The 25,001-nt window shown below is 69.5% G+C and carries 27 protein-coding genes; 16 read left to right on the top strand and 11 right to left on the bottom strand.

The genetic code is table 11. From position 1 onward, the window contains the following. Positions 1-77 precede the first annotated feature (77 nt). Positions 78-1,094, bottom strand: coding sequence for a potassium channel family protein (locus IEY69_RS04140; RefSeq protein ID WP_189071839.1), 1,017 nt, complete (start codon positions 1,092-1,094; stop codon positions 78-80). A gap of 250 nt (positions 1,095-1,344) precedes the next feature. Here IEY69_RS04140 and IEY69_RS04135 point away from each other — a divergent pair, with 250 nt between their 5' ends. Both IEY69_RS04135 and IEY69_RS04130 read left to right on the top strand, forming a co-directional pair. Beyond that, complete coding sequence (locus tag IEY69_RS04135; RefSeq protein WP_189071838.1) at positions 1,345-1,770, top strand: hypothetical protein; 426 nt, start codon at positions 1,345-1,347, stop codon at positions 1,768-1,770. 110 nt (positions 1,771-1,880) lie between these two features. Beyond that, positions 1,881-2,174, top strand: coding sequence for a hypothetical protein (locus tag IEY69_RS04130; protein ID WP_189071837.1), 294 nt, complete (start codon positions 1,881-1,883; stop codon positions 2,172-2,174). Between the two features lie 122 nt (positions 2,175-2,296). Here IEY69_RS04130 and IEY69_RS04125 read toward each other — a convergent pair whose 3' ends face one another. Beyond that, entirely contained in the window at positions 2,297-2,578 is a 282-nt protein-coding gene (locus tag IEY69_RS04125; protein ID WP_189071836.1) for a hypothetical protein, read from the bottom strand. Positions 2,579-2,602: 24 nt separating this feature from the next. On the opposite strand from IEY69_RS04125, the gene IEY69_RS04120 reads away from it, so the two are divergent. Beyond that, positions 2,603-2,809 carry a hypothetical protein gene (locus IEY69_RS04120; protein ID WP_189071835.1) on the top strand — a complete coding sequence of 69 codons (207 nt, stop codon included), beginning with the start codon at positions 2,603-2,605 and terminating at the stop codon, positions 2,807-2,809. Positions 2,810-2,861: 52 nt separating this feature from the next. On the opposite strand, the gene IEY69_RS04115 is transcribed toward IEY69_RS04120, so the two are convergent. Both IEY69_RS04115 and IEY69_RS04110 read right to left on the bottom strand, forming a co-directional pair. Next, entirely contained in the window at positions 2,862-4,034 is a 1,173-nt protein-coding gene (locus tag IEY69_RS04115) for an acyl-CoA dehydrogenase (protein ID WP_308425438.1), read from the bottom strand. Between the two features lie 54 nt (positions 4,035-4,088). Then, positions 4,089-4,334: a hypothetical protein gene (locus IEY69_RS04110; protein WP_189071834.1), complete on the bottom strand. Its 246-nt coding sequence runs from the start codon at positions 4,332-4,334 to the stop codon at positions 4,089-4,091. 102 nt (positions 4,335-4,436) lie between these two features. Between IEY69_RS04110 and IEY69_RS04105 the strand changes: the two genes are divergently transcribed. The 7 genes from IEY69_RS04105 to IEY69_RS04075 all read left to right on the top strand — a co-directional run bounded on the left by IEY69_RS04105 (position 4,437) and on the right by IEY69_RS04075 (position 10,180). Further along, complete coding sequence (locus tag IEY69_RS04105; protein WP_189071833.1) at positions 4,437-4,736, top strand: hypothetical protein; 300 nt, start codon at positions 4,437-4,439, stop codon at positions 4,734-4,736. A gap of 70 nt (positions 4,737-4,806) precedes the next feature. Further along, positions 4,807-5,847: a rod shape-determining protein gene (locus IEY69_RS04100; protein ID WP_444542395.1), complete on the top strand. Its 1,041-nt coding sequence runs from the start codon at positions 4,807-4,809 to the stop codon at positions 5,845-5,847. A 79-nt stretch (positions 5,848-5,926) separates the two neighbouring features. Next, positions 5,927-6,355 (top strand): 3-hydroxyacyl-ACP dehydratase FabZ, encoded by a 429-nt coding sequence (gene fabZ / locus IEY69_RS04095; protein ID WP_189071831.1) that lies wholly within the window; start codon positions 5,927-5,929, stop codon positions 6,353-6,355. 73 nt (positions 6,356-6,428) lie between these two features. Next, positions 6,429-7,559 carry an LptF/LptG family permease gene (locus IEY69_RS04090; protein ID WP_189071830.1) on the top strand — a complete coding sequence of 377 codons (1,131 nt, stop codon included), beginning with the start codon at positions 6,429-6,431 and terminating at the stop codon, positions 7,557-7,559. Then, complete coding sequence (locus IEY69_RS04085; RefSeq protein WP_308425437.1) at positions 7,556-8,683, top strand: MGDG synthase family glycosyltransferase; 1,128 nt, start codon at positions 7,556-7,558, stop codon at positions 8,681-8,683. The genes IEY69_RS04090 and IEY69_RS04085 overlap by 4 nt, the downstream gene beginning before the upstream one ends. Beyond that, positions 8,680-9,420 carry a polysaccharide deacetylase family protein gene (locus IEY69_RS04080; protein ID WP_189071829.1) on the top strand — a complete coding sequence of 247 codons (741 nt, stop codon included), beginning with the start codon at positions 8,680-8,682 and terminating at the stop codon, positions 9,418-9,420. The genes IEY69_RS04085 and IEY69_RS04080 overlap by 4 nt, the downstream gene beginning before the upstream one ends. A gap of 19 nt (positions 9,421-9,439) precedes the next feature. Further along, the gene (locus tag IEY69_RS04075) at positions 9,440-10,180 is read left to right on the top strand and encodes a class I SAM-dependent methyltransferase (protein WP_189071828.1); all 741 of its coding nucleotides are present in this window, start codon (positions 9,440-9,442) and stop codon (positions 10,178-10,180) included. 271 nt (positions 10,181-10,451) lie between these two features. Here IEY69_RS04075 and aceA read toward each other — a convergent pair whose 3' ends face one another. The 3 genes from aceA to IEY69_RS04060 form a co-directional block, all read right to left on the bottom strand. After that, positions 10,452-11,765: an isocitrate lyase gene (gene aceA / locus IEY69_RS04070; RefSeq protein ID WP_189071827.1), complete on the bottom strand. Its 1,314-nt coding sequence runs from the start codon at positions 11,763-11,765 to the stop codon at positions 10,452-10,454. A 361-nt stretch (positions 11,766-12,126) separates the two neighbouring features. After that, positions 12,127-12,738 carry an HAD family hydrolase gene (locus IEY69_RS04065; RefSeq protein WP_189071826.1) on the bottom strand — a complete coding sequence of 204 codons (612 nt, stop codon included), beginning with the start codon at positions 12,736-12,738 and terminating at the stop codon, positions 12,127-12,129. A 61-nt stretch (positions 12,739-12,799) separates the two neighbouring features. Further along, on the bottom strand, positions 12,800-13,465 hold the full coding sequence (locus IEY69_RS04060; protein ID WP_229783620.1) for a hypothetical protein: 666 nt from the start codon (positions 13,463-13,465) through the stop codon (positions 12,800-12,802). Between the two features lie 95 nt (positions 13,466-13,560). On the opposite strand from IEY69_RS04060, the gene IEY69_RS04055 reads away from it, so the two are divergent. After that, positions 13,561-14,559 (top strand): DHH family phosphoesterase, encoded by a 999-nt coding sequence (locus IEY69_RS04055; RefSeq protein WP_189071824.1) that lies wholly within the window; start codon positions 13,561-13,563, stop codon positions 14,557-14,559. A 349-nt stretch (positions 14,560-14,908) separates the two neighbouring features. Here the strand turns inward: IEY69_RS04055 and IEY69_RS04050 are convergent, their stop codons facing one another. The 4 genes from IEY69_RS04050 to IEY69_RS04035 all read right to left on the bottom strand — a co-directional run bounded on the left by IEY69_RS04050 (position 14,909) and on the right by IEY69_RS04035 (position 20,951). Beyond that, positions 14,909-15,985, bottom strand: coding sequence for a serine hydrolase (locus IEY69_RS04050; RefSeq protein WP_373290978.1), 1,077 nt, complete (start codon positions 15,983-15,985; stop codon positions 14,909-14,911). Positions 15,986-16,073: 88 nt separating this feature from the next. Next, the gene (locus tag IEY69_RS04045; protein ID WP_189071822.1) at positions 16,074-16,919 is read right to left on the bottom strand and encodes a DegV family protein; all 846 of its coding nucleotides are present in this window, start codon (positions 16,917-16,919) and stop codon (positions 16,074-16,076) included. 103 nt (positions 16,920-17,022) lie between these two features. Then, a complete protein-coding gene (locus IEY69_RS04040; RefSeq protein WP_189071821.1) occupies positions 17,023-20,238 on the bottom strand; it encodes a heterodisulfide reductase-related iron-sulfur binding cluster in 3,216 nt (1,071 codons plus the stop codon). Between the two features lie 92 nt (positions 20,239-20,330). Continuing rightward, positions 20,331-20,951 carry a hypothetical protein gene (locus IEY69_RS04035; RefSeq protein ID WP_189071820.1) on the bottom strand — a complete coding sequence of 207 codons (621 nt, stop codon included), beginning with the start codon at positions 20,949-20,951 and terminating at the stop codon, positions 20,331-20,333. Between the two features lie 67 nt (positions 20,952-21,018). On the opposite strand from IEY69_RS04035, the gene IEY69_RS21915 reads away from it, so the two are divergent. From IEY69_RS21915 to nudC, 5 genes are all read left to right on the top strand, one after another. Next, positions 21,019-21,153: a hypothetical protein gene (locus IEY69_RS21915; RefSeq protein ID WP_268243844.1), complete on the top strand. Its 135-nt coding sequence runs from the start codon at positions 21,019-21,021 to the stop codon at positions 21,151-21,153. A gap of 67 nt (positions 21,154-21,220) precedes the next feature. Further along, positions 21,221-21,730, top strand: coding sequence for a hypothetical protein (locus tag IEY69_RS04030; RefSeq protein ID WP_189071819.1), 510 nt, complete (start codon positions 21,221-21,223; stop codon positions 21,728-21,730). Between the two features lie 101 nt (positions 21,731-21,831). Beyond that, entirely contained in the window at positions 21,832-22,857 is a 1,026-nt protein-coding gene (locus IEY69_RS04025) for an ATP-binding protein (RefSeq protein ID WP_188843013.1), read from the top strand. An 88-nt stretch (positions 22,858-22,945) separates the two neighbouring features. Then, positions 22,946-24,085 (top strand): vWA domain-containing protein, encoded by a 1,140-nt coding sequence (locus IEY69_RS04020; RefSeq protein ID WP_189071818.1) that lies wholly within the window; start codon positions 22,946-22,948, stop codon positions 24,083-24,085. Beyond that, a complete protein-coding gene (nudC, locus tag IEY69_RS04015; RefSeq protein WP_229783618.1) occupies positions 24,082-24,906 on the top strand; it encodes an NAD(+) diphosphatase in 825 nt (274 codons plus the stop codon). Before IEY69_RS04020 ends, nudC begins: the two co-directional genes overlap by 4 nt. Positions 24,907-25,001: the final 95 nt, after the last annotated feature.

Here is a 25,001-nt window from a genome sequence, read left to right as displayed (position 1 = left end):
CTCTTAAACATCCTGGGTGTGGAGCCGGGCAGGAGAGAGGCATGCCGTTCGCCTCTCTGGGCATCTGGAGCACCCTGTCAGGCGTCCGCGACCGGCGTGGCGGCCTGATCCCAGCGCCACTCTCCGGCGCGGGCCATGGCATGCAGGCGGGCGCGCAGCGCGGCGTGCGGCCGCAGGTACTTCTGGAAGTCCTCCTCGGACCGGAGCTCCAGTCCGGCGTCCCTGAGGGGTTGCAGGTCAGGCGCGGGTGGGACCTCCCCGGCCCGCAGGACGGGATGGCGGGCCTGGGTGCGTTCGAAGGTGCGGCTCAGGCTGTCCACGCTGGCCAGGGCGCGCCCCAGACCGCGCGGGCAGTCCCCGGCGAGGGCGCCCTGGATGATCATCAGCGCCTCCCCCAGGGCGGGCAGATGCAGGTCCAGCGCGTCCTGGCGGTCGTGGTCGTGGAAGCGGTGCAGGTACGGGGAGTTCAGGTGCGCGGCGTCCAGTCGGTTCAGGAGGGGGTGCAGGTCCCCGACCAGACTGTTCAGGCCCCGGTCGTGGTCGTGCGTGGCGTTCAGGATGAGCTGCTGCGCGCCCGGCCCGGCGCGGTGAAGTAGCAGGGCCAGTTCGCGCCGTTCGGTGCGGACCTGCGCGACCGGGACGACGAACGTGATGGCGAAGGTCAGCAGGAAGAAGCCGTTGATGGCCGCCACGTCCGTCATGACGCGCCAGAAGGGCTGCGGCGCGATGATCTCGCCGAGGCCCAGGGTGCTGATGGTGTAGCCCACGAAGTAGAACGTGGCGATGAGGGTGGCGGGCTGCCCGCTCTCCGCGCCGAGGAGTGCGCCGGGCTGCGACCAGAAGATCAGGGTCCAGCCCACCCAGGTCAGCAGCGTCCAGGCCGTCAGGGTGCCGGTGATCAGGACCGGCGTGGACCAGGACAGCAGCGAACGTCGTCCGGTCCAGCGGGCGGTCAGGCGCAGCAGGGTGTAGAGCGGCTGGTGCACGGCGCGGCTGAGTCGCCCCTCGCCCGTCTGGATACAGGTGACGATGAGGTCCAGCAGCACGGCCACGACCAGCAGCGTGCCGGGCAGCCAGAGCAGCGTGCGGAACATGACGGCCATTCTCGAGCTGGGCGCCGGGCCGGGGATGGCGGGCACGTGAAGAGGTCTCCACGATCAGGGGACTGCTCGAGTGACCGCGAGTTCAGTTCCGCAGTCAAGTGAGGTCTGCATGCCGTTTCGTCCAGCTCAACTTGTCCTTCTCTCGGCTGCGCTGGCGGGTGGAGCGCCCGCCCGGGTGGCCTCCACGATCCCTGACCCTGTCCTTCTGGAGTCCGCGTCGGTCCTGTATGGTGCGGCGCTGGTGGGGGGCACGATCCGCGACTGGTGCCTGAAGCGGTCGCCCGACGACCGAACGGTGATCGAGCGGAGCTTCGCGGCGTGGCAGGCAGCTTCAGGAGTCCCGCAGCTGGAGGCGTACCTCAGGGCGACCGCGCCCGACATGCTGCCCCACCTGCGCGGTCTGGCCGAGGCGCGCCGTGCCCAGACCGAGGCTGCCCTTGACGCGGACAGTTCCTCCCCACGCGACGACTGCCGCGCCATCCAGGCGCACCTGACGGCCTACGCGAACCTCGCTCAGCTGTACCCGGCGGATGACCAGCGCACGTCTGGCCCGCGCCAGGGCGTCCCGGTGACGGCGCCCGCACCCCAGACGGCACCACCGGTGAGTGGGGATGGTGGGCCGTTCATCACGGGAACGGGCTTGTCACCGTTCCGCCGTCCGTCCTGAGCCTTCTGAGTTCGGCGGGTGGGCAGGCGCCATTCAGAGTCGGCGGCCCCCTGACACCCGGCGCGTTTCAGTGCAGTCGCCGGGACACCGACGAGGACGACACGCTCGTCTTGGAGTACCGCTACACACTGAACCTGTACGGGGATGGTGGTGTGCGCGCCATCCGGGCCACGGTCAGGAACCGCAGCGGGTCGGCATACGCCCTCAAGGATCAGGCGGGGACCTACACGTTCGACCGGGTCACCGGGACAATGCGGGCCAGGGCCGACCGGGACAGCGACCAGCTGGAGGCATGGATCGTCGCGCCCGGATCGTACGACCGGCTCAGCGTGAACATGACGGTGTTCAACTTCTTCCGGGCGGTCGCGGACGGCCGTGGCCGCCAGATGCTGTACGGTCAGTAGACTTTCGGGGCGCAGGCGGACACCACACAGACGGTCTGCACCTCGGCGGGCTCACCGGTCGGCGTATCCCCGGTAGAGCCGGAGCGCCGCGCGCGGGCAGAGGAGGCGCGGATCTTCAACCTCTACCGCGTGGTGCCGGGACAGGGCCTGAAGGCCGGGCGCGCGTACTTCAATCTGCGCTGGAACCCGACCGAGTTGAACGTCGCGGCGTCCATGAAGGGCGAACCGAAGATGAGGGGGCAGTGGCGACGCAGGGGGTCGGCGCTCAAGGTGAAGCGCGCGGGCGGCGTCGCCGAGAAGCTCAGTGGGACGTATGAGTTCTTCTCGGCGTACACGTCAGGGACGCTGATGTTCGGCGCGACCGCCACCACCCGCATCACGTACGCGTTCCGGCCGGACGGCACCTACGTCCTGAGTGGGGGAACGCGGTGTACGGCAACTTCGACACGGGCGCCACCCAGACGACCGGTGCTGCCGTGGGCGGTGACCCCACGCGAAGTGGGACGGACCGCTTTGATGGCTACACGATGGACCTGCGGGACTGGGCCGGGACCGTGACCCGGACCGTCGCATTCTTCTGGGACCGCTCGAAGAAGCACCTGTATCCGGGGGACCGGTCGTACACCCGGCAGTGACGGGCAGAGGGGGGAACCTGTGGAACCCAGCCCCTCCCTCCACCTGTCCTGGTCAGGTGAGTTCGTTGAAGACCGCGCGGCTGATCACGAGTTGCTGGATCTCGCTGGTGCCCTCGTAGATCTCGGTGACTTTCGCGTCGCGGTACAGGCGCTCGACGGGGTACTCGCGGCTGTAGCCGTTGCCGCCGAAGATCTGGATGGCGTCCCGCGTGACGTCCACGGCGGCCTCGCTGGCCAGAAGTTTGGCGATGCTGGCTTCCTTGCCGTACGGGCGGCCCTGGTCCTTGAGCCAAGCGGCTTTCAGCGCGACCAGGCGGGCGCTCTCGATGCGGGCGGCCATGCGGGCGATCTTGAACGACACGCCCTCGAATTCACGCAGGGGTTTACCGAACTGTTCCCGTTCGGCGGCGTAGCGGGTGGCGTGCTCCATGGCGGCGCGGGCGATCCCGAGGGCCTGCATGGCGATCCCGATGCGTCCGGCGTCCAGGCTGGCCAGCGCGATGATCAGGCCCTGCCCCTCGTCGCCGACCATCTGGTCCTGGGGCACGCGGACGTCGTCGAAGGTGACGGTGGTGGTGTGGCTGGCGTGCAGGCCGAGTTTCTCCTCGGGCTTGCCGAAGCTCAGGCCGGGGGTGTCATGCTCGACGATGAAGCAGGACACGCCCCGCGCGCCGGGCCCGCCGGTGCGGGCCATGACGAGGTACGTGTCGGCCTGCCCGCCGCTGGTGATCCAGGCCTTCGTGCCGTTCAGGATCCAGGCGTCGCCGTCGCGGGTGGCCTGGAGGCGGAGGCTGGCGGCGTCGCTGCCTGCGCCGCTCTCGGTGAGGCAGAACGCGCCGATGTGCTGGCCCGCGGCGAGGGGCCGCAGGTAGCGCTCGCGCTGCGCGTCGGTGCCGTAGCGGAGGATCATCTGTTCGGGCAGGCCGTTCTGCACGCTGACGATCACGGCGACGCTGGCGTCGGCAGCGGCGATCTCTTCCAGGCACAGCGCGTACGTGACCGAGTCGAGGCCCGCGCCGCCCCACTGTTCGGGGATGGTGGCGCCCATCAGGCCCAGGTCGGCGAGCCCGCGCAGCTGCTCGCGGGGGTACTCGCCGCTGCGGTCGAAGGCGGCGGCGTGCGGGGCGATCTCCGCGCGGACGTAGTCGCGGACGTGATCGACGATCAGGCGCTGGTCGCTGCTGAGCGCGAAGGACATGCCGGGGTCGGCTTCGGTGATGGTCATGCCTCAGGCTACCAAACGCCCGTTAGGTTCCGTCCGGTCGGAGGGGCGCCCGGATCAGGCCAGTGCGGCCGCGAGGGCTTCCTCGATGCCTCGGCCCCGCCAGCCTGTCTCCACGCTCGCGTGTTCTCCTCCGTCCCAGCGGAGGTGCGCGCCGATCACGCTGCCGCCCGCGATGGCCAGCGCGGCCGCCGTCAGGGTGTTGACCGGCGCGTCGGGGCACAGGCGGGCCGCGGCGGCCTTCAGGGCAGGCGCCAGGGGCAGTGGGGGGCGGGTCACGCGAACTCGGGCGGGCAGACTCACGCCGCGCAGTGTAGCGTCCACCTCCACCCGCCGGGCCTGCCGGGTGGCCGGCGCGATCCCACCCTCACCGGGCCCGTGCCAGGCCCCCTTACAATTCAGCGGATGTCCGCGCCGCCCCCCCCGACCGCTCCCCGTTCCGTGTCCTGGGCCCGGGTGGCCCGGCTGTTCCTGAGTGTCCTGCTGCTGTTGACGGCGGGCGCGCTGGCCCTGTTGGCCCTCGGTCTGTTCGCCTCTCTTGCCTCGAACGGTCCGCTGTGGCTGCAGTCGGTCGGTGTGGTCGCGGCCACCCTGACCGGTGCGGCGGGCTTGGGGAGCCTCAGTGGCCTGCATCAGGCGCTGCTGATGATGGTGCTCACCAGTGTGGTCGCGGGAGGCGCCGCCTACCTGAAACCGCGTCCCTGACCATGAGGACGGGTTTAGGCGGTCCTCATGGGCCATGCTAGGATTAAGAAGTTTTGTACCGGAGGCGAGTGTGAGGCTGTCAGAAGACATCGGAATTGACCTTGGAACGGCAACGTTCCTGATTTACAGCAAGAGCCGCGGCCTGGTGCTGCAGGAGCCCAGCGTGATCGCCATGGCCCGTGACAGCAAGCAGGTCAAGGCCGTCGGTGAAGAGGCCTACCGCATGATCGGCCGCACGCCCGGCGGCATCGTCGCCGTACGCCCCATCAAGGACGGGGTCATCGCCGACGAGGGCCTGACCGAGAAGATGATCAGCATGTTCCTCCAGAAGGTGCAGGGCGGAGCCGGCCGCCTGTTCGGCTTCAAGCCGCAGCTGATGGTCGGCGTGCCCAGCAACGTCAGCGACGTGGAAAAACGCGCGGTGCTGCGCGCCGCGATCGCCAGCAACGCCCGCCGCGCGTTCCTGATCGAGGAGCCGCTGGCGGCCGCGATCGGCGCCGGACTCAAGATTGCCGAGCCGGTCGGCAGCATGGTCGTCGACATCGGCGGCGGCAGCACCGACGTGGCGGTCATCTCACTGGGCGGCATCGTGGTCAGCGAGTCGCTGCGCGTCGCGGGGAACGAGTTCGACGAGAGCATCATCCGCTACGTGCGCCGCAAGCACAACGTGCTCATCGGTGAGCGCACCGCCGAGGAGATCAAGGTCAAGGTCGGCGCCGCCATGCTGCTCGACGACGGCGAGAACCTCACGGCGGAAGTGCGCGGCCGCGACCTGATCAACGGCCTGCCCAAGACCATCAGCCTGGACTCCACCGACGTCGTCGAGGCGCTGTCCGAACCCGTCACGAAGATCGTCGAGGGCGTCAAGCGCGTCCTGGAGATCACCCCGCCGGAACTGGTGAGCGACATCATCGACCGCGGGATCGTCATGACCGGCGGCGGCAGCCTGCTGCGCAACTTCGACGAGCTGCTGCGTCAGACGACCGGCATTCCCGTCGCCGTGGCCGAGAATGCCGTCGAGGCCGTCGCCGTGGGTACGGGCATGGCGCTGGAGATGATCCCGGTGCTGGGCGACTCGCTGGTCAGCAGCGACAACTACCTGCGCCGCTGAACCCCACTCACGCCGGATGGGAGGTGGCCGTCACAGCCCCTCCCATCACCATTGTCCCGCCGCATCCCGGAGGCCCGCCATGGAACCCATCCTGATTCAAGACGTCCTCAAGACCCTGCCGCACCGTTTCCCGTTCGTGATGGTGGACCGCGTGCTGTCCGTGCAGGACGGTGAGGTGCACGCGCTGAAGAACGTCACGGTGAACGAACCGTTCTTCCCGGGCCACTTCCCGCAGGAGCCCGTCATGCCCGGCGTGCTGATCGTCGAGGCGCTGGCGCAGGCCAGCATGTTCTGCCTGCACGGCCAGCTGGAACCCGGTACGATCGGGTATCTCGCGGGCGTGGAGGGCGCGCGCTTCAAGCGGAAGGTCATCCCCGGTGATCAGCTGCACCTGCACGCGAAACTGGAGTTCCTGCGCCGCGGGCTGGGCAAGACCACCTGCCGCGCGCTGGTGGACGGCGAGGTCGCCGCGGAAGCCACCATCCTGTTCGCCATCGCCAAAGGGTGAATGAAGGCCTGAATCCTCTCATGCCCGGCGCGCCAGCGGGTACCCTGGCGCCGATGCCTGCCGTGGAGCCCTGTTGACCCGCCTGACCCGTTACGTGACGCTGGAACTGCTGCCGCCGTTGCTGGCGGGGACGCTGCTGTTCACGGCGATCCTCAGCTTCGGGTACTTCTTCATCTCCAGTCAGTGGCTTCAAGGTGTGCCGGTGGCGCTGGTGGGCCAGTGGATCGCGTATCAGGTGCCCGACACGCTGGTGAAGGTCCTGCCGATGGCGGTCGTGCTGATGACCGTCGTGGCGTTCGGCCGCATGAGCACCGAGCGGGAACTCGTGGCGGTGCAGTCCGGCGGGATCAGCCTGGGACAGGTGGCGCGCCCAGCGGGCGTCGTGGCACTGCTCGTCACGGCGCTGTCGGTGTGGCTGAGCCTGTGGGTCGCCCCGAGGTTGAACGTCGAGACGCGCGGCCTGTACTGGGACGTGCTGACCGGCGCGGGCCTGTCCCAGCTGAGCGGGAAGACCGTGGACCTCGGAGACGGTGTCACGCTGTTCATGCGCGGCTACGACCCCGCCAAGCGGGAGTTGCAGGGCGTGCGCCTGGAACGCTGGGAGCCCGGCAACGCCCGGCTGGGCACGCTGACCTTCGCGGACCGCGCCACCTTCGAGAACCGCGTGCTGACCCTGAGGGGCTACCGGGTGTTCCGCGTGGACTTCGGTCCGGCGGCCCGCCTGCCCGGCGCCGCGCGGGACCCGCTGACGCTACCGGGGACGGTGGCGCAGACCTTCCCCGCCATTCGGTCCGGGAGCACGCTGCGGGTGGACACCGGCCTGAGCCGTGAGGAGACCCTCGCGAAGTACGCCGACGCGGTGGGGGCCGACGCGCAGGGCTGGCCGGAATTGATCACGGCCCTCACAGCGCCCGGCGTGAAGGCCGCCGAGCGGGACGCGGCGCGCGTCACCCTGAACCGCAAGCTGGCGTTGCCCTTCGCGAATCTGGTGCTGGCGCTGGCCGCCCTGCCGTTCGCGCTGCGTTACGGGCGCACGCTGGGCGTCGCGCTGGGGCTGGCACTCCTGCTGGCCGTCGCGTACTACCTGCTGTTCTTCCTGGGCCTGACTCTCGCCCCGCTGCTGCCCGCCCTGCCGGAGGTCGGTGTGTGGCTGGCAAACGTACTGTTCGCGGCACTGGGCCTGACCCTGCTGAGGCGCGCGTGACCACTCCTGGCATGGGTGATCCGCTGCGGGCACTGATCGTGTCCGCGTCGTTCGGCAGCGGGCACCACCAGGCGAACGGTGCCCTGGACGCCGCGCTGCGCGACCTGGGAGTGCCACTGGACGCCCGTCACGCGGATCTGCTGAAGTACATGAGCACCCCGGAACGCGTGATCACTGCCGGAACCTACGACCTGTGGCTGCGGCACGCACCGGGCCTGTACAAGGCCTTCTACCACCTGACCGACACGGACCGCGCACCCACTGCGCAGGCCTTCGGGTGGCTGGGCTACCCCGCCATGCGCCGGGACGTGCTGGACGTCCGCCCCGAAGTGGTCGTCAGTTCCTACCCCACCCCGGTCGCGCTGGCGCACAACGTCCGCCGCCGCACCGGCACCGAGTTCCTGAACGGACTGGTCATCACCGACTACCGCGTCCACCAGCACTGGGCGCGGGCCGAGGCGGACCTGCTGATGGTTCCGAACGAGGAGGCCCGCGAGCAGCTCGCCCGCTGGCGCATCCCCCCGGAGCGCGTGGAGGTCACGGGCATTCCCATCGCGCGGGTGTACCGCGACCTGATCGGCGCCGACCGGGCCGCGCTGCGCGTGAAGCACGGCCTGGACCCCGAACTGCCCCTGATCCTGATCTCCGGCGGCGGGACCGGCAGTTACCGCGCGCTGCCGCAGGTGCTGCGCGAACTCGGGAACCTGGGCCAGCGCGTGCAGGTGCTCGTCCTGGCCGGCGCGGACGGGCACGGCGTCGTGCAGGTGGGCGGCGCGACCCTGCACCGCCTGGGCTTCACCACCAGCTTCCCGGAACTGCTTGCCGCGTCCGACCTCGTGGTCGGCAAGGCGGGCGGCCTGACCGTCGCGGAGGCCACCACCCTGGGCGTGCCCCTCGTCGTGCACGCGCCCATCCCCGGTCAGGAGGAGTACAACACCGACTACCTGGAACGCCACGGCGCGGCCCTGTGGGCGCGGCAGTTGACCGATCTGCGCCCGGCAGTGCTGCGGGCCCTGGACCCCGACGAGCGGGCGCGGATGTCCTGCGCCGCCCGCCAGGTCAGCCGCCCGGACGCCGCCGAGCAGGTCGCGCGGGTGCTGCTGCGCCGCCTGGGCCGCGTGTGACCCGACCCTGGCGCTGGCTGGCGGGCATCGCGGCGGGCGCGGCCCTGTACATCGGCCTGCCGTACCTGCTCGTGCAGCGCGGCGGACTGGGCATCGTCACGCGCGGGGACCCGGCGCGGCGGCAGGTCGCCCTGACCTTCGACGACGGCCCGGACCCGCGCAGCACCTCCCTCGTGCTGGACACGCTGCGCGCGGCGGGCGTCCAGGCGACGTTCTTCATCCTACCCGCGCTGGGGCGGCAGCACCCGGACCTGCTGCGCCGTCTGCTCGACGAGGGCCACGAGGTCCTCCCGCACGCGCACCGGCACCAGCACGCCTGGACCCTGCTGCCCTGGGTCGCCTTCCGCGATCCAGGACAGGCCACGCGCGAGGTGGAGCAGCTCACCGGTACCCGCCCCCGCTTCCAGCGCCCCCCGCACGGTGCGTACAGCCTCGCCACGGTCCTGGGGCAGCACGCAACCGGAGTGACCGGCGTTCACTGGACGGTCGAGGCCCGCGACTGGGCCGCGGACGCCACCCCCGACACCGTTCGTGCCGAGGTGGCACGCCAGGTGACCCCCGGCGGGATCATCGTCCTGCACGACGCCGGACCCGGCGCCCGCACCACCCCGGCGGCCCTGCCCGGCATCCTGGAGGACCTGCACTCGCGCGGGTTCGAGGTCGTCCCGCTGCGCGACCTGCGCGGCGCGCGGCCCGGCACGCTGCGGGACGTGTGGCGCACCCTGCGCGGGCGGTGAATCCCGTACCCTGGGGCGCGTGAACTACGACGAGTTTGCCGACCTGTACGACCACCAGTACGACGTGTACCGCGACGACCTGCACCACTACGCCCGCGTGGGCGAACAGGCGCGCGGCCCGGTGCTGGAGATCGGCTCCGGCACCGGCCGCGTCACGACGTTCCTCGCGCGGCGCGGCGTGGACATCACGGGCCTGGAACCCAGCGCGCGCATGATCGAACGCGCCCAGGACCGCGCCCAGCGCGAGGGGCTGACCGTGAAGTACGTGCAGGGCGACGCGCGCACCTTCAGCCTCGACCAGCGCTTCGACACGGTCATCGCGCCGTTCAACGCCCTGATGCACCTCTACACGCCCAACGAGCAGCTGCAGGCCATGCATAACATCCACGCGCACCTGAAAAAGGGCGGGCACTTCACCTTCGACCTGTACGTCCCCCGCTTCGGCAAACCCCACACCCTGCGCCACGAGGGCGAGACCTTCCACGCGCCCGACGGCAGCCGCACCGACGTGTTCCTCGTGCAGCGGCACGACAAACCCCGCCAGCACATCACCACCGAGTACCACGTGGACACCACCGCGCCCGACGGCACCCTGAAACGCCGCCACTACACCCTGACGCAGCGGTACTACACCCGCTACGAGGTCGAATGGCTGCTGCGCTTCGCGGGCTTCGAGAGCCCCCGCGTGACCGGGTCCTTCCAGGGCGGCCCGCTTGACGCCCACAGCGAGGTCATGGTCTTCAGCACCCGCGCCGTGTAATCCGGGATGAAAGTGATTCCAAGTCATTCAGGGTTGCCCGGTGGCCCCCTCACCCGTCCGTCGCTTCGCTCCTCCCTCCCTCTCTGCTGCGCAGCTCTATGAGTCCCACAGGGGAGAGGGGACAACGGAACGAGTTCACGTTGCAATCAATTCAGTTTAATCCCGTGTGACTGTTGGGTGAACGCCGACCGGGAGAACCCTGTCTGGGCTCTCCCGGTGTCGGCGGTCATGGCGCAGTCCCTCTGCGGGACTGGAGTGGATGGTCAGGCGTTCAGTCGTGCGCTCCGGCGAGTTCCCTGGGGCTGCCGAACTGCTCGGCTTCCGTGCTGCCGGCCAGGGCGGTGGTGCTGCTCTGCCCGCCCCCGGCGGCCTGGGCGACCAGGTCGAAGTACCCGGTCCCGACTTCGCGCTGGTGCTTGACGGCGGTGAAGCCTCGTTCCTGGGCGGCGAATTCGCGTTCCTGAAGTTCCACGAAGGCGGTCATCTGGTTGCGGGCGTAGCCGTAGGCGAGGTCGAACATGCTCATGTTCAGACTGTGGAACCCGGCCAGGGTGATGAACTGGAACTTGTAGCCCATCTTGCCCAGTTCGACCTGGTACTTGGCGATGGTCTCGTCGTCGAGGTTCTTCTTCCAGTTGAAGCTGGGGCTGCAGTTGTACGCCAGGAGCTTGCCGGGGAACTGCGCGTGGACGGCTTCGGCGAACTTGCGGGCGTCTTCCAGATTGGGCACAGAGGTCTCGCACCAGATGACGTCGGCGTAGGGGGCGTAGGCCAGGGCGCGGCTGATGGCCTGGTCGATGCCGGGCTTGACGTAGTAGAAGCCTTCGGGGGTGCGTTCGCCGGTGCAGAAGGGACGGTCGTTCTCGTCGATGTCGCTCGTCAGGAGGTTCGCGGCGTCGGCGTCGGTGCGGGCGATCAGGACGGTGGGGACGCCGCTGACGTCGGCGGCGAGGCGCGCGGCGTTCAGGGTGCGGATGAACTGGCTGGTGGGCACGAGCACCTTGCCGCCCAGGTGACCGCATTTCTTCTCGCTGGCCAGCTGGTCCTCGAAGTGCACCCCGGCGGCGCCCGCCTCGATCATGGCCTTCATCAGTTCGAAGGCGTTCAGGGGGCCGCCGAAGCCAGCTTCCGCGTCGGCGACGATGGGCACGAAGTAGTCGATGTCGGTCTTGCCTTCGCTGTGCTGGATCTGGTCGGCGCGCCGGAGGGTGTTGTTGATGCGCTTGACGACGTCGGGCACGCTGGAGGCGGGGTAGAGGCTCTGGTCGGGGTACATCTGCCCGGCGTTGTTGGCGTCACCGGCGACCTGCCAGCCGCTCAGGTAGATGGCTTTCAGGCCGGCCTTGACCTGCTGCATGGCCTGGTTGCCGGTCAGGGCGCCCAGGGCGTTCACGAAGGGCATCTCCTTCATCTGGCGCCACAGTTTCTGCGAACCGTGCTTGGCGAGGGTGTGCTCGATGGGGAGGCTGCCGCGCAGCTTGACGACCTCGTCGGCGCTGTAGTTGCGCTTGATGCCCTGCCAGCGCTCCTCGGTCTGCCAGGTTTTTTCGAGGATCTCGGCGGGCGTGCGGGGGTTGGTGGTCATGGGGTGCCTCCGTGGGGTGTGAGGGGCGATCCTCCGCGCCTGGTCTGAGCGTGGTGGGTCTGGGGAGTCGGGTGTGTTGCGTGCCCGGTGTGGGCGGTCCCTTTCGGTAAGGGCATTGTGCCGGGCGGCCTGGCCGGAAAGTGGTGGTGTACCCATGACAGGTGGAAGTACACCATCAGTTCGGGTACACCACCCTGTGATAGGGGAATGAAAAAAGGCGCCCGGCCACCACCGGACGCCCCCTGATGCGGATTCCGTCTGCTTCGCTCACAGATCGGAACCCGTTTTTCTCCCACTCGCTCCGCTCGGATTGAACGGCTTTGCAAACCATTCACTCGGAGTTCGTATGACACGACGAAACTCAGCCGTTCAGCCACTCCGCCAGCGTCGCCTCGAACGCCGGGTGGTGATCGTGGTGGTAAAGGATGCCGTGGAACCCAGCGGCGTTCGCCGCGTCGATGTTCTCCTGCACGTCGTCCACGAACGCCACCTGCGCCGCCGGGACGCCCATGGCCGCCTCCAGCGCCGCGAACGACTCCGGCGAGGGCTTCTTGTGCCCCAGTTCATTGCTGAATACCGGCTGGTGGAACCGCGCGAAGCGCGGGTCGCGGCGCAGGTGGTCACTGACTACCGGGTAGTTGTTGCTCAGCAGCCCCACGCGCACATAGGCGGGCAGCGCGGCCAGCGTGTCGTACATCGGCGCGTTGTCCGCAATGCTGCCCAGGTACAGCTCCTCGAAGTCACCATACGGCATGGGAATTCCCGCCTCCTCCTGCAGCACCGTCCAGAACTGCGGGAGGGTCCAGGCGCCGACCTCCAGCTGCCGGACGTGCCGGAAGTACGATTCCCGCACGCGCTCCACCGGAACGCCGCTGCGGTCCGCGACGTTCTGTGTGCTGCGCCCGTCGAAGGTTCCCACCGTGAACACGCCGCCCCAGTCGAAGGCCACGTGCCGCTTCTGCTCGCTCGTCATCCGACCGATTGTGCCGCACCGGCCCGCCGACTCACGCGGCGCTGTGCAGTCAGACCGCTGCCTACTCAGGCAGCAGCAGGCCGCGCCGGTCCCACGCCGACAGGTTCAGGGCGTGCATGGCCTGCCACGGGCGAGTCCAGTCGCCGTCCACCGGGATCTTCTGCCCACGCCCGTGCCGCAGGACGTGCGCGCGGTGCGTGATCAGCAGATTCGGCACCGGACAGTCCGGGTGCAGGTGCAGATCGATCTCCTCGTTCAGAGCCGGAGCGTACGGCTGGCGGGCATTGCTGGTCAGCACGCAGGCAAAGCCGCTCGCCCGGTCACGCAGCCACGTCAGGAACTGCACGAACGGCCAGCCACTCCCGGCCGTTTCGGGAGTCTCGCTCCAGCGCAGCGCGGCCATGACCTCGGGTTCCAGCAGGTAGGCGCGCAGGTGGCGGACCTCAGACACGCCCGGCAGGTAGAACGTCCCGCGGGCCTGCGCGCCGCTATTCAGCAGGTCCTGATGCAACGCGCTGAGCGCGCGCGACTGCTCTGGGGTGGCGCCCCAGGCGCGTTCATCCAGCGGCTGCGGGTCGAGTCCGTCCATGACCACCGGCCCGGGTACGGCGCGACCCTCCAGGCGGGCGTGACTGAGGTCGGGCAGCAGCGTCACGGCACGGTCCTGGCCAACCAGCCGTTGAAGCTCGTCGTCCGTGAGTGCAGCCAGGTTCAAACGACGGGACACGCCTCTCAGCATAAGGTGCCTGTCTTACATGATCGGCACACGGGCGTCCCGTGACGCCCGGTCGACCGGGCGAGCGACCCCCTATAGTGGCAGGAATGACCGACACCGCACCTGTTCACAGCGACCTTCAGGCCGTGGCCCGGGCCCTGCTTGACCACACCGGCCCCATCGTGGTGCTGTCCCATGAGAACCCCGACGGCGACGCGCTCGGCAGCGTGCTGGGCCTGACCCGCGCGCTGCGTCAGCTGGGCCGCGAGGTCATCGCCCCGATGCACGTCCCCCGCTTCCTGACGTTCGTGCCGCGCGACGGTGAACTCAGCCCCGCCCTGACCGAATGGCCCGCCGGCGCCATGGCCGCCGTGCTGGACGTGGACAACAACGACCACGCCCGAGTGGCGGGCGCCGACCTGTCCACGTTCACCGGCCCGGTCGTGAACGTAGATCATCACGGCACGAACCAGCGCCGCGCCGACGCCCTGGCGGTCGACCCCGCCCAGCCGGCAGCCGCCACGATGATCGCCGAACTGGTCGACCTGCTGGGCGCCAAGTGGAGCGAGGACCTCGCCACGCCCCTGATGCTGGGCCTGATCACCGACACCGGGTCATTCCGGTTCGATTCCGTCACGCCCGCCGCGTTCCAGACCGCCTCGAAACTGCGCTCGGCCGGGGCGAGGCTGGGATGGATCAACGACCACCTCGGGCAGAACCCACACACGTACTACACGCTGCTGCGCGAGGTGCTGGGCACCCTGCAGTTCATGCACGAAGGGCGCGTGGTCCTGGTCCGCGTGGACGGTGACATGCTGGACCGCACCGGATCCGTCTGGGAGGACGTCGAGAATTACGTGGGCATGTTCCGGAACGTGGAAGGCTCGCAGCTGGCCGTGATGGTCAAGGACTTCGGGGACCGCGTGAAGATCTCCATGCGCTCCCGCGCAGGACTGAGCGCGCAGAACATCGCCGTGGCCCTGGGCGGCGGCGGTCACGTACCAGCGGCCGGCGCCAGCCTGAACGAGCCATGGGCACAGGTACAACCGCAACTGGACGCCGCCATCGCCGCCGAACTGGCGCGCGCCGACCAGCTCAGCTCCTGACCGCAGAAGAGGGGTTGAGGCAGCTCTCCCCCGCCTTGGAATCAAGCGGAGCGAGCACCTGAGAAGGACAGCGGTGGGAGGTGGAGCCCTGAGGCGTGCTGTAGGCCCCGGGGTGGAACTGGAAACCGCGGTGAGTGGTGCCCCACCCGTTGAAGGGCGTGACTTGACAGAGACCGGTCACGCCCTTCATCGAGTGTCAAAGCACATGATCCCTGTCAATTTCCCCGGGATGTTCAGGTCTGTAGAGGGGCTAACCACACGCCCCTCGACCCCACCCACTTCATCAGGTCCTCGCGGCGTTCGGTTCAGGGGGATTGAGGCACACGCTCACCACCTCTGACTCCGGCTGTCAGGGCAGGGTGAGCCACTGCACGGCCGACGATCCGTCCGATCCATCCAGGATCACTTTCAGCGCCGCGTTGATCCACGCGAAGGCCCGGCGGGTGTTCGGCATGGTGTACGGCTGGTCCGCGCCGTGCTGCATGAAGACGTACACAAGGTGCCGCCCATCGGTGGTTTCCACGTACCCGCTGTAGGTCAGCAGCTGCCAGCCGTTGCCTCCCTTCGCCCCGACGTACGCCACGCGGTTCTGATGCGTGATGGTCAGGGCGGACTTCCCGAATCCGGTGGCCATCACGTCGCGGTGCCAGCGGCGGGACGCCTCGGACAGATCGGGTCTCAGGAACTCCTGCGCGACGAGGGTGCCGAACTCGTATGGGGTACTCAGGTTGTACACCTGGAAATCCAGCGAGTCGTCCGCGCGGGTGTCGAAATACCCGTCCAACTTGCGCTGCACGTAATCCGCCCGGTACTGCTGGGCGTCGTGGTCGATCAGGGCGGCCAGACGCCGCTGCTCCTCGCCGCGGGCGTCGTTCCAGCGGGCGGTGCCGTTGAACGTGGCGGACAGGCCCGACTGCGCGACCCACCAGGCCTTCGTCGGCAGGATCAGTCGCGTTCGGCACAGTCCCAGGCGGTCAGCCACGTCCTGCACGGCGTCCAGCCCGGCGCGGCGGTGCAGGATGTCGGTGGCGGTGTTGTCACTGTTGCGGATCATGCGTTCGCTCAGGGTGCGCAGGCTGGACCCGTCGAACGGGTAGCTGCCCAGCGACTGGTTCTGGCGGGTAACCTCAAATCGTTCGTTCGCCCGGACCCGCCCGGCGTCCAGTTCGCGCAGCAGCGCCCACAGCACGGCCTGTTTGTAGGTGCTCGCCAGGGGGAACACCCGGTCTGGCTGGCTGGCGACCGCCCGGACGGGCCGCAGGGTGACCGGGTCGACCTGAGCCACCCACAAGCCCAGCTGCCCGCTCAGGTGATGAGGCGGCGGTGGGGCCAGACCGACGCGCGGCGCGGTCCGCAGGCAGCCCGCAGCGTCCCGCAGGGGGTCCACCTGCACGAGGGCCGACTGATCCTCGCGTCGGAGGATCACGTGGCCCTCGCGCTGCCCAGCAGGCTCCGAGCAGGCTGCCAGGAGCACCGGGAGCAGCCAGGCGGCCCGGAAACACGCGGTTCTCACCTCAGACCGTGACGGGCTCCAGCGTCACGCCCACCGTGCCCGGCCCGGCGTGAGTGGCCACGACCGCCCCGATCTGATGGTCGCCCATATCCTCGAACGCCACGCCGGACAGGCCCGCACGCACCTCCTTGACGTACTCTTCCCCGCCTGGGGTGCACATGACCGCCACGCGCGCCCCGCCGTGCTGCGCGACGTACTTCTTCACGTAGTCGACGAGGTCGGCCATGGCTTTCTTGTGGCCCCGCACGCGCCCGCCCGATTCAACGCGGCCGCCCTTGACCACCAGGATGGGCTTGATGTTCAGCAGGCTGCCCAGCAGCGCCTGCGCGCCGCCGATGCGGCCGTTGATGCGCAGGAAATCCAGGGTGTCCACCGTGAAGCGGATGTCCGCCTTGCTGGCCGCGGCTTCCAGTTGCCGCACCATCTCGGTCATGCTCAGGCCCTGGTGGGCCAGTTCCGCCGCGCGCAGGACCCGCAACCCCAGGCCCATGCTGACCGAACGGCTGTCCACGACCGTGACCTTGTCGCCGAACTCCTGCGCGGCCAGTCGGGCGCTGCCGACCGTGCCGGACATCTGTCCGCTGATGTGGATGCTGAGCACCTGATCGGCATGCTGCAGCGCGGCGTAGTACGCGGTGGCGAACTCGGCCGGGCTGGGCTGGCTGGTGCTGGGCGTCTTCTTGCCCGCCTTGAGGCCCGTGAAGATGTCCTGCGGGGTGATCTCCAGGCCGTCCTTGTGCATCTTGCCGTCGAACAGCACGTACAGGGGCACGCCGGTCACGCCGATCTGCGCGAGCAGCTCAGGCGTCAGGTCACACGTGGAATCCGTGACGATCGCAATGGTCATTCCCTGATACTACCGTGACCTTGCACTCGGTGTAGACAGGCATCGGCCCCGGACAGCCGCGGGCCGCACTGGTTTCCCAGCGCGGCCCGACGGTCGGCGGTCCTTACTCCGGCTTCTTCTTGGGCTGCCACTTCTTGCGGCTGCCCGCGCCGGGCTCGCTGGTCGCCTGCTGTCCTTCCTCGAGCAGGTTCTCCCCGACCTGTTCGAGGTGGACGTGCTCGGTGATGGGTTCGGTGCTCGGTTCGGTGGCGGGCGTGGCAGTGGGTGCGGGCATGGTGGTCGATGCGGGCGTGGCGACCAGCACTTCGGGTGCAGGGGTCGGAGCTGTCGCGGCTTTCGGTGCCCATTTCTTCCGCTCACCGGTCGAGGCGGGCGCAGAAGGCGTGGCGGCTTCTGATGTCAAGGCAGGAACGGGCACGGCCTGGGGCATCGCGGGCTGGGTGGTCGGCTCGGCTGCCTCGGTCATGGGAGCGGCACTGACCGGCTGGCCCTTCGGCGCCCATTTCTTCCGTTCACCGGCAGCGGGGGCCACCTCGCTCGGCCCGGCAGGCTCGATGGGCTCGGTGGTCGCCGGAGCAGGCGCCGCCTCCGCTTTCGCCTTGGGCGCCCAGGCCTTGCGGGCGGGCGCCTCCGTACTGGGAGCCGGAGTCGCGTCGATCACGTCCGACTGGGCGGCTGGGATGTGAGCGACAGGGGCGGGGTTCACGTCGTCCGCCTTCGCCTTCGGTGCCAAGGCCTTGCGGGCCGGACCATCGGCTGCCGGGGCGGTGGGCGCCGCAGCCGCGGTCTCGGCAGGGGCGGGCGTGACGGGCGCGGCACTCGCGTCGTCCCCGCCTTTGGGCTTCCAGCTCTTGCGGGCCGGGGCGTCGGTGGGTGCGGCGGCAGCGGGGGCCGCCGGGGCAACGGGCGTCACGTCGTCCGTACCCGCCGTTTTGGGTTTCCAGCTCTTGCGGGCGGTCGCCTCGGGGTGCGCGGCCTGCGCTTCGGGCTGGGTGCCCTGGGTGGCGTCGGGGCTGCCGGGCTGAGCGTTGATCACGGCGGCGCTCGTCTCGCCCACCACCGCGGCGGGGGCACCGGCGCCGGGGCGGTCGCCCGTGCGCTCCATGGGCGTCTGCGCGTTGGGGGCGCTGACGACCTCGGGCTGCTCCAGCGGGGTGGCGTCCGCCACGGGGCCGGTGGGGGCGGCCTGCTGCCACGTGCCGTCGGCGCGCTGCACGCTTTCCAGCATGAGTTCCGCGACGTCCTTGACGATGATGTCGTCGCGTTTCTGCTTCTCGGGCGTGGAGTTCATCATGGCCTTGCAGAACGGGCATCCGACGGCGACGACCTTGCCGGTCTGCTCGAACTCGTCGCTGGCCACTTTCGCGTCGTCCAGGCGGGCCTGGAGTTCACGGAAGCGGTTGTCGCTGATGCGCTCACTGCCTTCTTCCTCTTCCTTCCAGAACTGCGCGCCGCCGGCGCCGCAGCAGAAGGAGTTCTCGCGGCTGCGTTCCAGGTCCAGCACCTCGCCCGCCATCTTCGTGATGAGGCTGCGGGGCGCGTCGTACACGCCGTTGTGGCGGCCCAGGTAGCAGGGGTCGTGGTACGTGACGTTCTCCGCGAGCTGGGTCAGTGGGAGTTTCCCGGCAGCCACGAGGGTTTCGAGGTACTCGGTGTGGTGAATGGTGCGGTAGTCGCCGCCCAGCTGCCGGTACTCGTTGCCGATGGCGTTCATGCAGTGCGGGCAGGTCGCGACGATCAGTTTCGGGGCGACCTGATTCAGCGTCTCGACGTTCTCGGCGGCCAGCGTCTGGTACAGGAATTCGTTCCCGGCGCGGCGGGCACTGTCGCCCGTGCAGGCTTCCTTCTTGCCCAGCACGGCGTAGTTCACGCCGGCCTTGTCGAGCAGCTGCACAAAGCTGCGGGCGACCTTCTGCGCGCCGGGGTCGTAGCTGGCGGCGCAGCCCACCCAGTAGATGACGTCCGGGGTGGGGTTCTCGTCGATGGTGGGAACCTTCAGGCCCTCAGCCCATTCGAGACGTTTGTCGCGGCTGATGCCCCAGGGGTTGCTGGCGCGTTCCATGCCGCGGAAGGCGGTCTGGAGCTGCGGGGGGAACTCACCGGCGACCATGACCTGATGGCGGCGGATGTCGATGATGTCGAGCATCTGCTCGTCCTGCACCGGGCAGACCTGCATGCAGGCGCCGCAGGTGGTGCAGGCCCAGACGGATTCCTCGTTGATGGCGAATTCCAGCAGGGGGTGCCCGGTCGCCGCGCCGCCCTCGAAGGGCGCGGGCTTCAGCGTGAAGGGGCTGGGGTGCGCCGCGATCACGTTCAGTTCCATGCGTTTGTTGATCTCCAGCGCGGCGGGGCTCAGCGCCTTGCCGGTCGCGTTGGCCGGGCAGACGTCCTGGCAGCGGTTGCACTGGATGCAGGAGTACGCGTCGAGCAGGCGCGGCCACTCCAGGTCCTCGAGTTTCTCGACGCCCAGCTTGGGTTCCTCGGCCTCCATGGCTTCCTCCAGGCCCTTCATGGGGGGGAGGACGCCGCTGCCGACCGGGCGCTTCAGGGCGTAGTTCAGCGGGGCCATGAAGATGTGGATGTGCTTGGTGAACGGGAAGTACGCCAGGAACGCCAGGACGCTGCCGAGGGCGCCCCAGTACCCGAAGATGCGCCAGCCCTCGATGGCCTGCTCGCTGGCGCCGTTGAAGAGGAGGCGGCCCAGGGCGCTGCTGAACGGCTGGAAGGCGTCGTAGTCGCCGAGCTTGCGGGCTTCCTCGATCATCTTGGCGGCGTTGCCGAGCACGCGGCTGCCCACGTGGAAGGTGATGAACGAGGACACGATCAGGCTGTCGCGCAGGATGTAGTTCGCCTTCAGCAGCGGGTGCAGCAGCGTCTTGTCCGTGAAGCGGAAGTCGCGCTTGCTGGGCAGGAACAGGCGGCGGATCAGCAGGCTGATGACACCCACGAGCACCAGCATGCTGAGCAGGTCGGCCAGGAAGTTGTACCCGGCGAGCAGCGGGCTGTCCTTGGAGTAGATGTGGAACGGCAGGTAGCCTTCCAGGCCGTCCACGACGTTCACCAGCAGGTAGTACACGAAGCCGTAGAAGATGAACGAGTGCAGCACGCTGATGACCGTGCGGCGGCGGAAGGTGCGCTCCTGGGTGAGGCTGACCCGGATGGCGTACAGCACGCGCTGGACGGGATTGCCAGTGCGGCTCTCGCTGGCGGGCGCGCCGCGCGCGACGCGGCGGTAGAGGCGGTAGAACCCCCAGGCGCCGAAGCCGCCGGCGCTCAGGGCGAATGCGAAGAACAGCAGTTTGTGGATCAGGGGCAGCAAGGGGGCAACTCCTTCGGTCGGAATGGCTTAACTGTACTCGGACGAAAAATTAGACTGAGTCAAAGTATATCGGACAGCGCGGCACCCGCGCATCACCCGTGCACCGGATCCCGGGTCACCCCCACGTGCACCAGATACACGCTGTCCGCCTCGTCCTCCGAAGACCGGCCCAGAAACTCCTGCACCACCCCCGACAGCCGCTCCCGGAACGCCGCCGCGTCCTCCCGCGACAGGCGCAGCAGCGCCCACTCGCCCAAGGGGCGCGGCGCCACCGGAGCCCCCGGCCGCTCGAGTTCCTCACGGGTCACTTCCCGCCGCGTCATCACGCCATCCGGCGTCACGTGAAAGTGCAGCAGCCAGTCGGGCGACAGCCGCTGGTACTCCCGGGCGTACCCCTGCAGCATCCGGTTCCAGGCGGGCCGCTGCACCTCGGCCAGCATCTCCTCCAGGGGCATCACGCGCGACGGATCCACAATGAACTCGCTGGCCACCGCCTCGAACACCGCCGGGCGCTGAGAGCCGACCTCTCGCACCAACCCCAGACGCACGAACCGTTTGACCCAGTACCCCAATGAAGTCGGAGGGGTGCCCGTGACCTCGGCGGCCGCCGCGATCGTCTGCGGGGCGGCCATGAACGGCATCAACAGCCGGAACTTCGCGTGGTCCAGCAGCACCTCGACCACAGCAGGATCTTCGATGATAACGCGGGACATGTGACGAATTCTACGGGGGATTTCGCACGGCCACCACGCTAGCCTGCAAGCACCCCAAGGAGGAATCATGCGCCGAATCGCGTTCGCAGCCCTGCTGCTGTTCAGCCCACTGACCGCCGCCCACGCCAGCACCACCGCCCCCCAGAATGCAGACCCGGGCATCCGCCTGACGTGCATGCTGCGCACCTGTTCCGCCACCTGATCACCGCACACCGCCGGCGTCTGCCCAGCCGCGGCGGACGCCTCTTTCATTTCAACCGGAGGACCTGATGTCCCGACGACTCCCGCTTGTCCTGACCCTCCCGATCCTGCTCGCCGCGTGTGGCGGCACCCCCAGTCCCTCACCGAACCCCGCGCCCACCCCCACACCGGGAAACGCGATCACCACGCGCCTCGCGGCGTGCCCGGTCGTGAACACCTCGTCGGACCCCGCCGCGAGCAGCTGCCTCGCGGGGACGTATACCGGAACGACCCTCAGCGGATCGGCATGCTCCCTGACCGTCGCGGCAGACGGCGCGTACACCTTCACCAGCCCGACCCTGACGTACTCGTTCACGCCCACCGCCCAGGCCATCCGCGTCTTCGGGCATCAGACCCTCCCGGACCTGCATCAGGTGATCTGGCTGATCGACGACTCCGTGACGGCGACCGAACCGAAAGAACTGGACTTCCACGCCACCTGGGGCCGGGGCGCGCCCAGCGTGAAACTGGACATCCAGGGCACGAAACACCTCGCGGGCGGCGGCAGCACCTCGGTCACCTGCACCGTGCCCCTGTAACACCACCCTGCTGGAGCACCACCGACCCCACCCCGCACCCTGAAGGCCGCCTGCACGCGCGCTCACCGCGCCGGGCAGCCCCGTTGCGGTAGCCTCAGCGCGTGAGCCTGACTGCTGCCGAACTTCAGACGTACCTGCACGCCCTCGTCCGCGGGGACCTGAAACTCGCCACGATGATCTGGGGCCCCCCCGGCGTGGGCAAGAGCAGCGTCGTGGCGCAGGTGGCCGCCGCGCACGGCCTGGACTTCGTGGACGTGCGCCTGTCGCAGCTGGCCCCCACGGACCTGCGCGGCCTGCCGGTCCCCGAGAGCGACGGGCAGGGCAGTGGCGTGAGCCGCTGGTATCCGCCGGAATTCCTGCCCCGTGACGGGCGCGGCATCCTGTTCCTGGACGAGGTGAACATGGCCCCGCCCACCATGCAGGGCATGGCGCAGCAGCTGATCCTGGACCGCCGGGTGGGCAGCTACGAACTGCCGGACGGGTGGTTCGTGTGGGCCGCCGGGAACCGCAAGGAGGACCGCGCCAGCGTGTTCGACATGCCCGCACCCCTCGCCAACCGCTTCCTGCACCTGACGGTCCGCCCGGACTTCGACTCCTGGCGCAGCTACGCCCTGGGCCGCAACCTGCACGAGCACGTCATCGCGTTCCTGACGTTCCGCCCGGAACTCCTGCACCGCCTCGACCCGCAGCAGCCCGCGTGGCCCAGCCCCCGCGCCTGGGAGATGGCCTCGCGCCTCCACCGCGCCGGACTGGACGCCACGCCCGCCATCGGCGAGGCCGCCGGAGCGGAATTCAGCGCCTTCGTGCGCCTGTACGAGCAGCTGCCAGACCTGGGCATCGTCCTGGAGGGCCGGGGCGCGGGCCTGCGCCTGCCGGACGAACCCAGCGTCCGCTACGCCGCCGTCGTCGGCCTCGCCGCCCGCGCCAGCACCGCCGACGAGGCGTACCACGCCTTCACGTGGCTCGCCGACAGCGCCGGACCCGAATGGCTGCAGCTGTACGTCGCCACGCTCGTCAGCAAATTCCAGGCCATCGGGCAACTCGCGGACCTCGCCGAACTCGTGGGCCGGGACGAACGCCTCGCGACGCTCGTGCAGACCACGCTGAGCCTCACGGAAAGCGCGTGAGGGGGGGGGATGGTCGATGGGTGATGGTTGATGGAGAACAGCTGTTACCATCAACTGTCAACCATCAACGTTCAACACCGGGAGCCCCATGACCACGCCCCTCCCGGTCACCCCTGAGTTCCAGCGCCTGATTTCCGGCTCCCGGTTGCGTCTGCGGGGGCGGTCGGCGTTCTTCGCGACGCTGCTGCTGCACGCGGAGTTCGTGCCGTCGCGGGAGGTCGCGGCGGCGGGTACGGACGGCGAGCGGGTGTACGTGAACCCGGAGGTCGCGGCGACGCTGGCGCCGGACGTGCTCGACGGGCTGCTGCTGCACGAGGTGCTGCACGCGGCGCTGTCGCACGTGGAGCGGCGCGGTCCGCGTGAGAAAAAACGCTGGAACAAGGCCGCGGACCTGATCGTGAACGGCATGGTGTCGGCGGCCGGGCTGCCCACGCCGCCGCAGTCACGCCGGGACGAGCACCTGGAACGCCTGAGCGTCGAGGAGGTATACACGTCCATCGAGGCCGAAGCCGAAGGGGACGGCAACGACGAGGGGGACGACCTGCTGGACGGGCCGCCCAGTGACGCGCCGCCGCGCGGGCAGAAGCCGGGGCAGGCCGGGCAGACGCAGCGGCAGTGGCAGCAGGCGCTGGCGCAGGCGCGCAGCGTGGAGGCCATGAGCGGCAAGGGCGACGACCCGCTGGGCGAGCACCGCGAGTTGCAGCGCCTCGCCCCGGCGCGACTGGACTGGCGGGCACACCTGTGGCGGTTCCTGGCGCGCACCCCGGTGGATTTCGGGGGGTTCGACCGGCGGTTCGTGGGGCGCGGTCTGTACCTGGAGGCGCTGGACGACGAGTCCCTGTCTGCGCTGATCGCCGTGGACACGTCCGGGAGCGTGGACGACGACGCGGTGCGGGCCCTGGTGGGCGAGGTGCAGGGCGTGCTGGGCGCGTACCCGCACGTCCGCGCGACCCTGTACTACGCGGACACCGAGGCGTACGGCCCGCACGACCTCACGCCCGGCGGCGAGATCCCCCCACCGCAGGGCGGCGGCGGCACCGACTTCCGCCCCATCTTCCGGCTGCTGGACGAGCATGAACCGGACGTCCTGATCTACCTGACCGACGGGTACGGGGACTTCCCCGAGCAGGCGCCGCGCGTCTCCACCCTGTGGGTCGTGCCGCCCGGCGGTCTGGAGGACGAGGGCTTCCCGTTCGGTGAGGTCCTGCGCCTGGAGGAACACACGTGATCGCGACCAGTCGCCCGGACGGCTTCGAGGTCGCCCTGACCCTGACACCGGAGGCGGCGTCGGTGTGGTTCGTGTTCGACGGGTCGAAACTGGTCCTGCGCGCGGACGGCACCCTCCCGACGGGCGAGGCCCCGCTGCCCGTGGTGGACGTGACGCCGCTGGGCACCCTGGACGGCACGTCGTACCTGGCGGCGGGTCTGGACGGCGACCTGCCCGGCGGCTTCCAGTCGGTCCCGGTCCGCACCGGCTTCGGTCGCCTGCCGGAGCACCACATGGGACTGGCCGGATACGCCGCGCAGCTCATCGAGTTCGCCCGCACGCACCGCTACTGCGGCCGCTGCGCCACGCCCCTGAGCGACGCCACGCACGAACGCTCGCGCCGCTGCCCGAACTGCGGCCTGACGGCGTACCCGCGCGTCGCCCCCGTCGCGATGGTCCTCATCCGGCGCGGGCAGGGCCGGGACACCGAACTGCTCCTCGCCCGCAGTCCGCACTTCCCGCCCGGCATGTACTCCGCGCTGGCAGGCTTCGTGGAACCCTCCGAGACCCTGGAAGCCGCCGCCCGGCGCGAGGTGCAGGAGGAAGTCGGCGTGCAGATCACGGACCTGCGGTACCAGTTCAGTCAGCCGTGGCCGTTCCCGCACTCGCTGATGCTGGGCTTCACCGCCGAGTACGCCGGGGGCGACATCACCCCGCAGCCCGGCGAGATCGACGACGCCCGCTGGTTCCCCGTCACCGACCTCCCCACGCTGCCCGCCGCGTTCAGCATCGCGCGGGCACTGATCGACGGGGCCGTCAGGGATTCGGGTCGTGGGTTGTAGGTTGTAGGAAGGTATTGCGCGGGGTTCGCGTGACCGCCGGCCCTTCCCACGACCGACAACCCACACCCCACCACCTCCCCCCGTGGCATCATCGC

The organism is Deinococcus sedimenti, from assembly GCF_014648135.1.
GTDB lineage: Bacteria > Deinococcota > Deinococci > Deinococcales > Deinococcaceae > Deinococcus > Deinococcus sedimenti.
This window is presented reverse-complemented; position numbering and strand designations above follow the sequence as displayed.

Bases quoted from the DNA above. Each gene is read 5' to 3' on its own strand.
- IEY69_RS04115 (WP_308425438.1), bottom strand. From the start codon at position 4,034: ATGACCATCACCGAAGCCGACCCCGGCATGTCCTTCGCGCTCAGCAGC.
- IEY69_RS04030 (WP_189071819.1), top strand. From the start codon at position 21,221: ATGTCCCGACGACTCCCGCTTGTCCTGACCCTCCCGATCCTGCTCGCC.
- IEY69_RS04020 (WP_189071818.1), top strand. From the start codon at position 22,946: ATGACCACGCCCCTCCCGGTCACCCCTGAGTTCCAGCGCCTGATTTCC.
- fabZ (WP_189071831.1), top strand. From the start codon at position 5,927: ATGGAACCCATCCTGATTCAAGACGTCCTCAAGACCCTGCCGCACCGT.
- IEY69_RS04035 (WP_189071820.1), bottom strand. From the start codon at position 20,951: ATGTCCCGCGTTATCATCGAAGATCCTGCTGTGGTCGAGGTGCTGCTG.
- IEY69_RS04140 (WP_189071839.1), bottom strand. From the start codon at position 1,094: ATGTTCCGCACGCTGCTCTGGCTGCCCGGCACGCTGCTGGTCGTGGCC.
- aceA (WP_189071827.1), bottom strand. From the start codon at position 11,765: ATGACCACCAACCCCCGCACGCCCGCCGAGATCCTCGAAAAAACCTGG.
- IEY69_RS21915 (WP_268243844.1), top strand. From the start codon at position 21,019: ATGCGCCGAATCGCGTTCGCAGCCCTGCTGCTGTTCAGCCCACTGACC.
- IEY69_RS04055 (WP_189071824.1), top strand. From the start codon at position 13,561: ATGACCGACACCGCACCTGTTCACAGCGACCTTCAGGCCGTGGCCCGG.
- IEY69_RS04065 (WP_189071826.1), bottom strand. From the start codon at position 12,738: ATGACGAGCGAGCAGAAGCGGCACGTGGCCTTCGACTGGGGCGGCGTG.
- IEY69_RS04045 (WP_189071822.1), bottom strand. From the start codon at position 16,919: ATGACCATTGCGATCGTCACGGATTCCACGTGTGACCTGACGCCTGAG.
- IEY69_RS04105 (WP_189071833.1), top strand. From the start codon at position 4,437: ATGTCCGCGCCGCCCCCCCCGACCGCTCCCCGTTCCGTGTCCTGGGCC.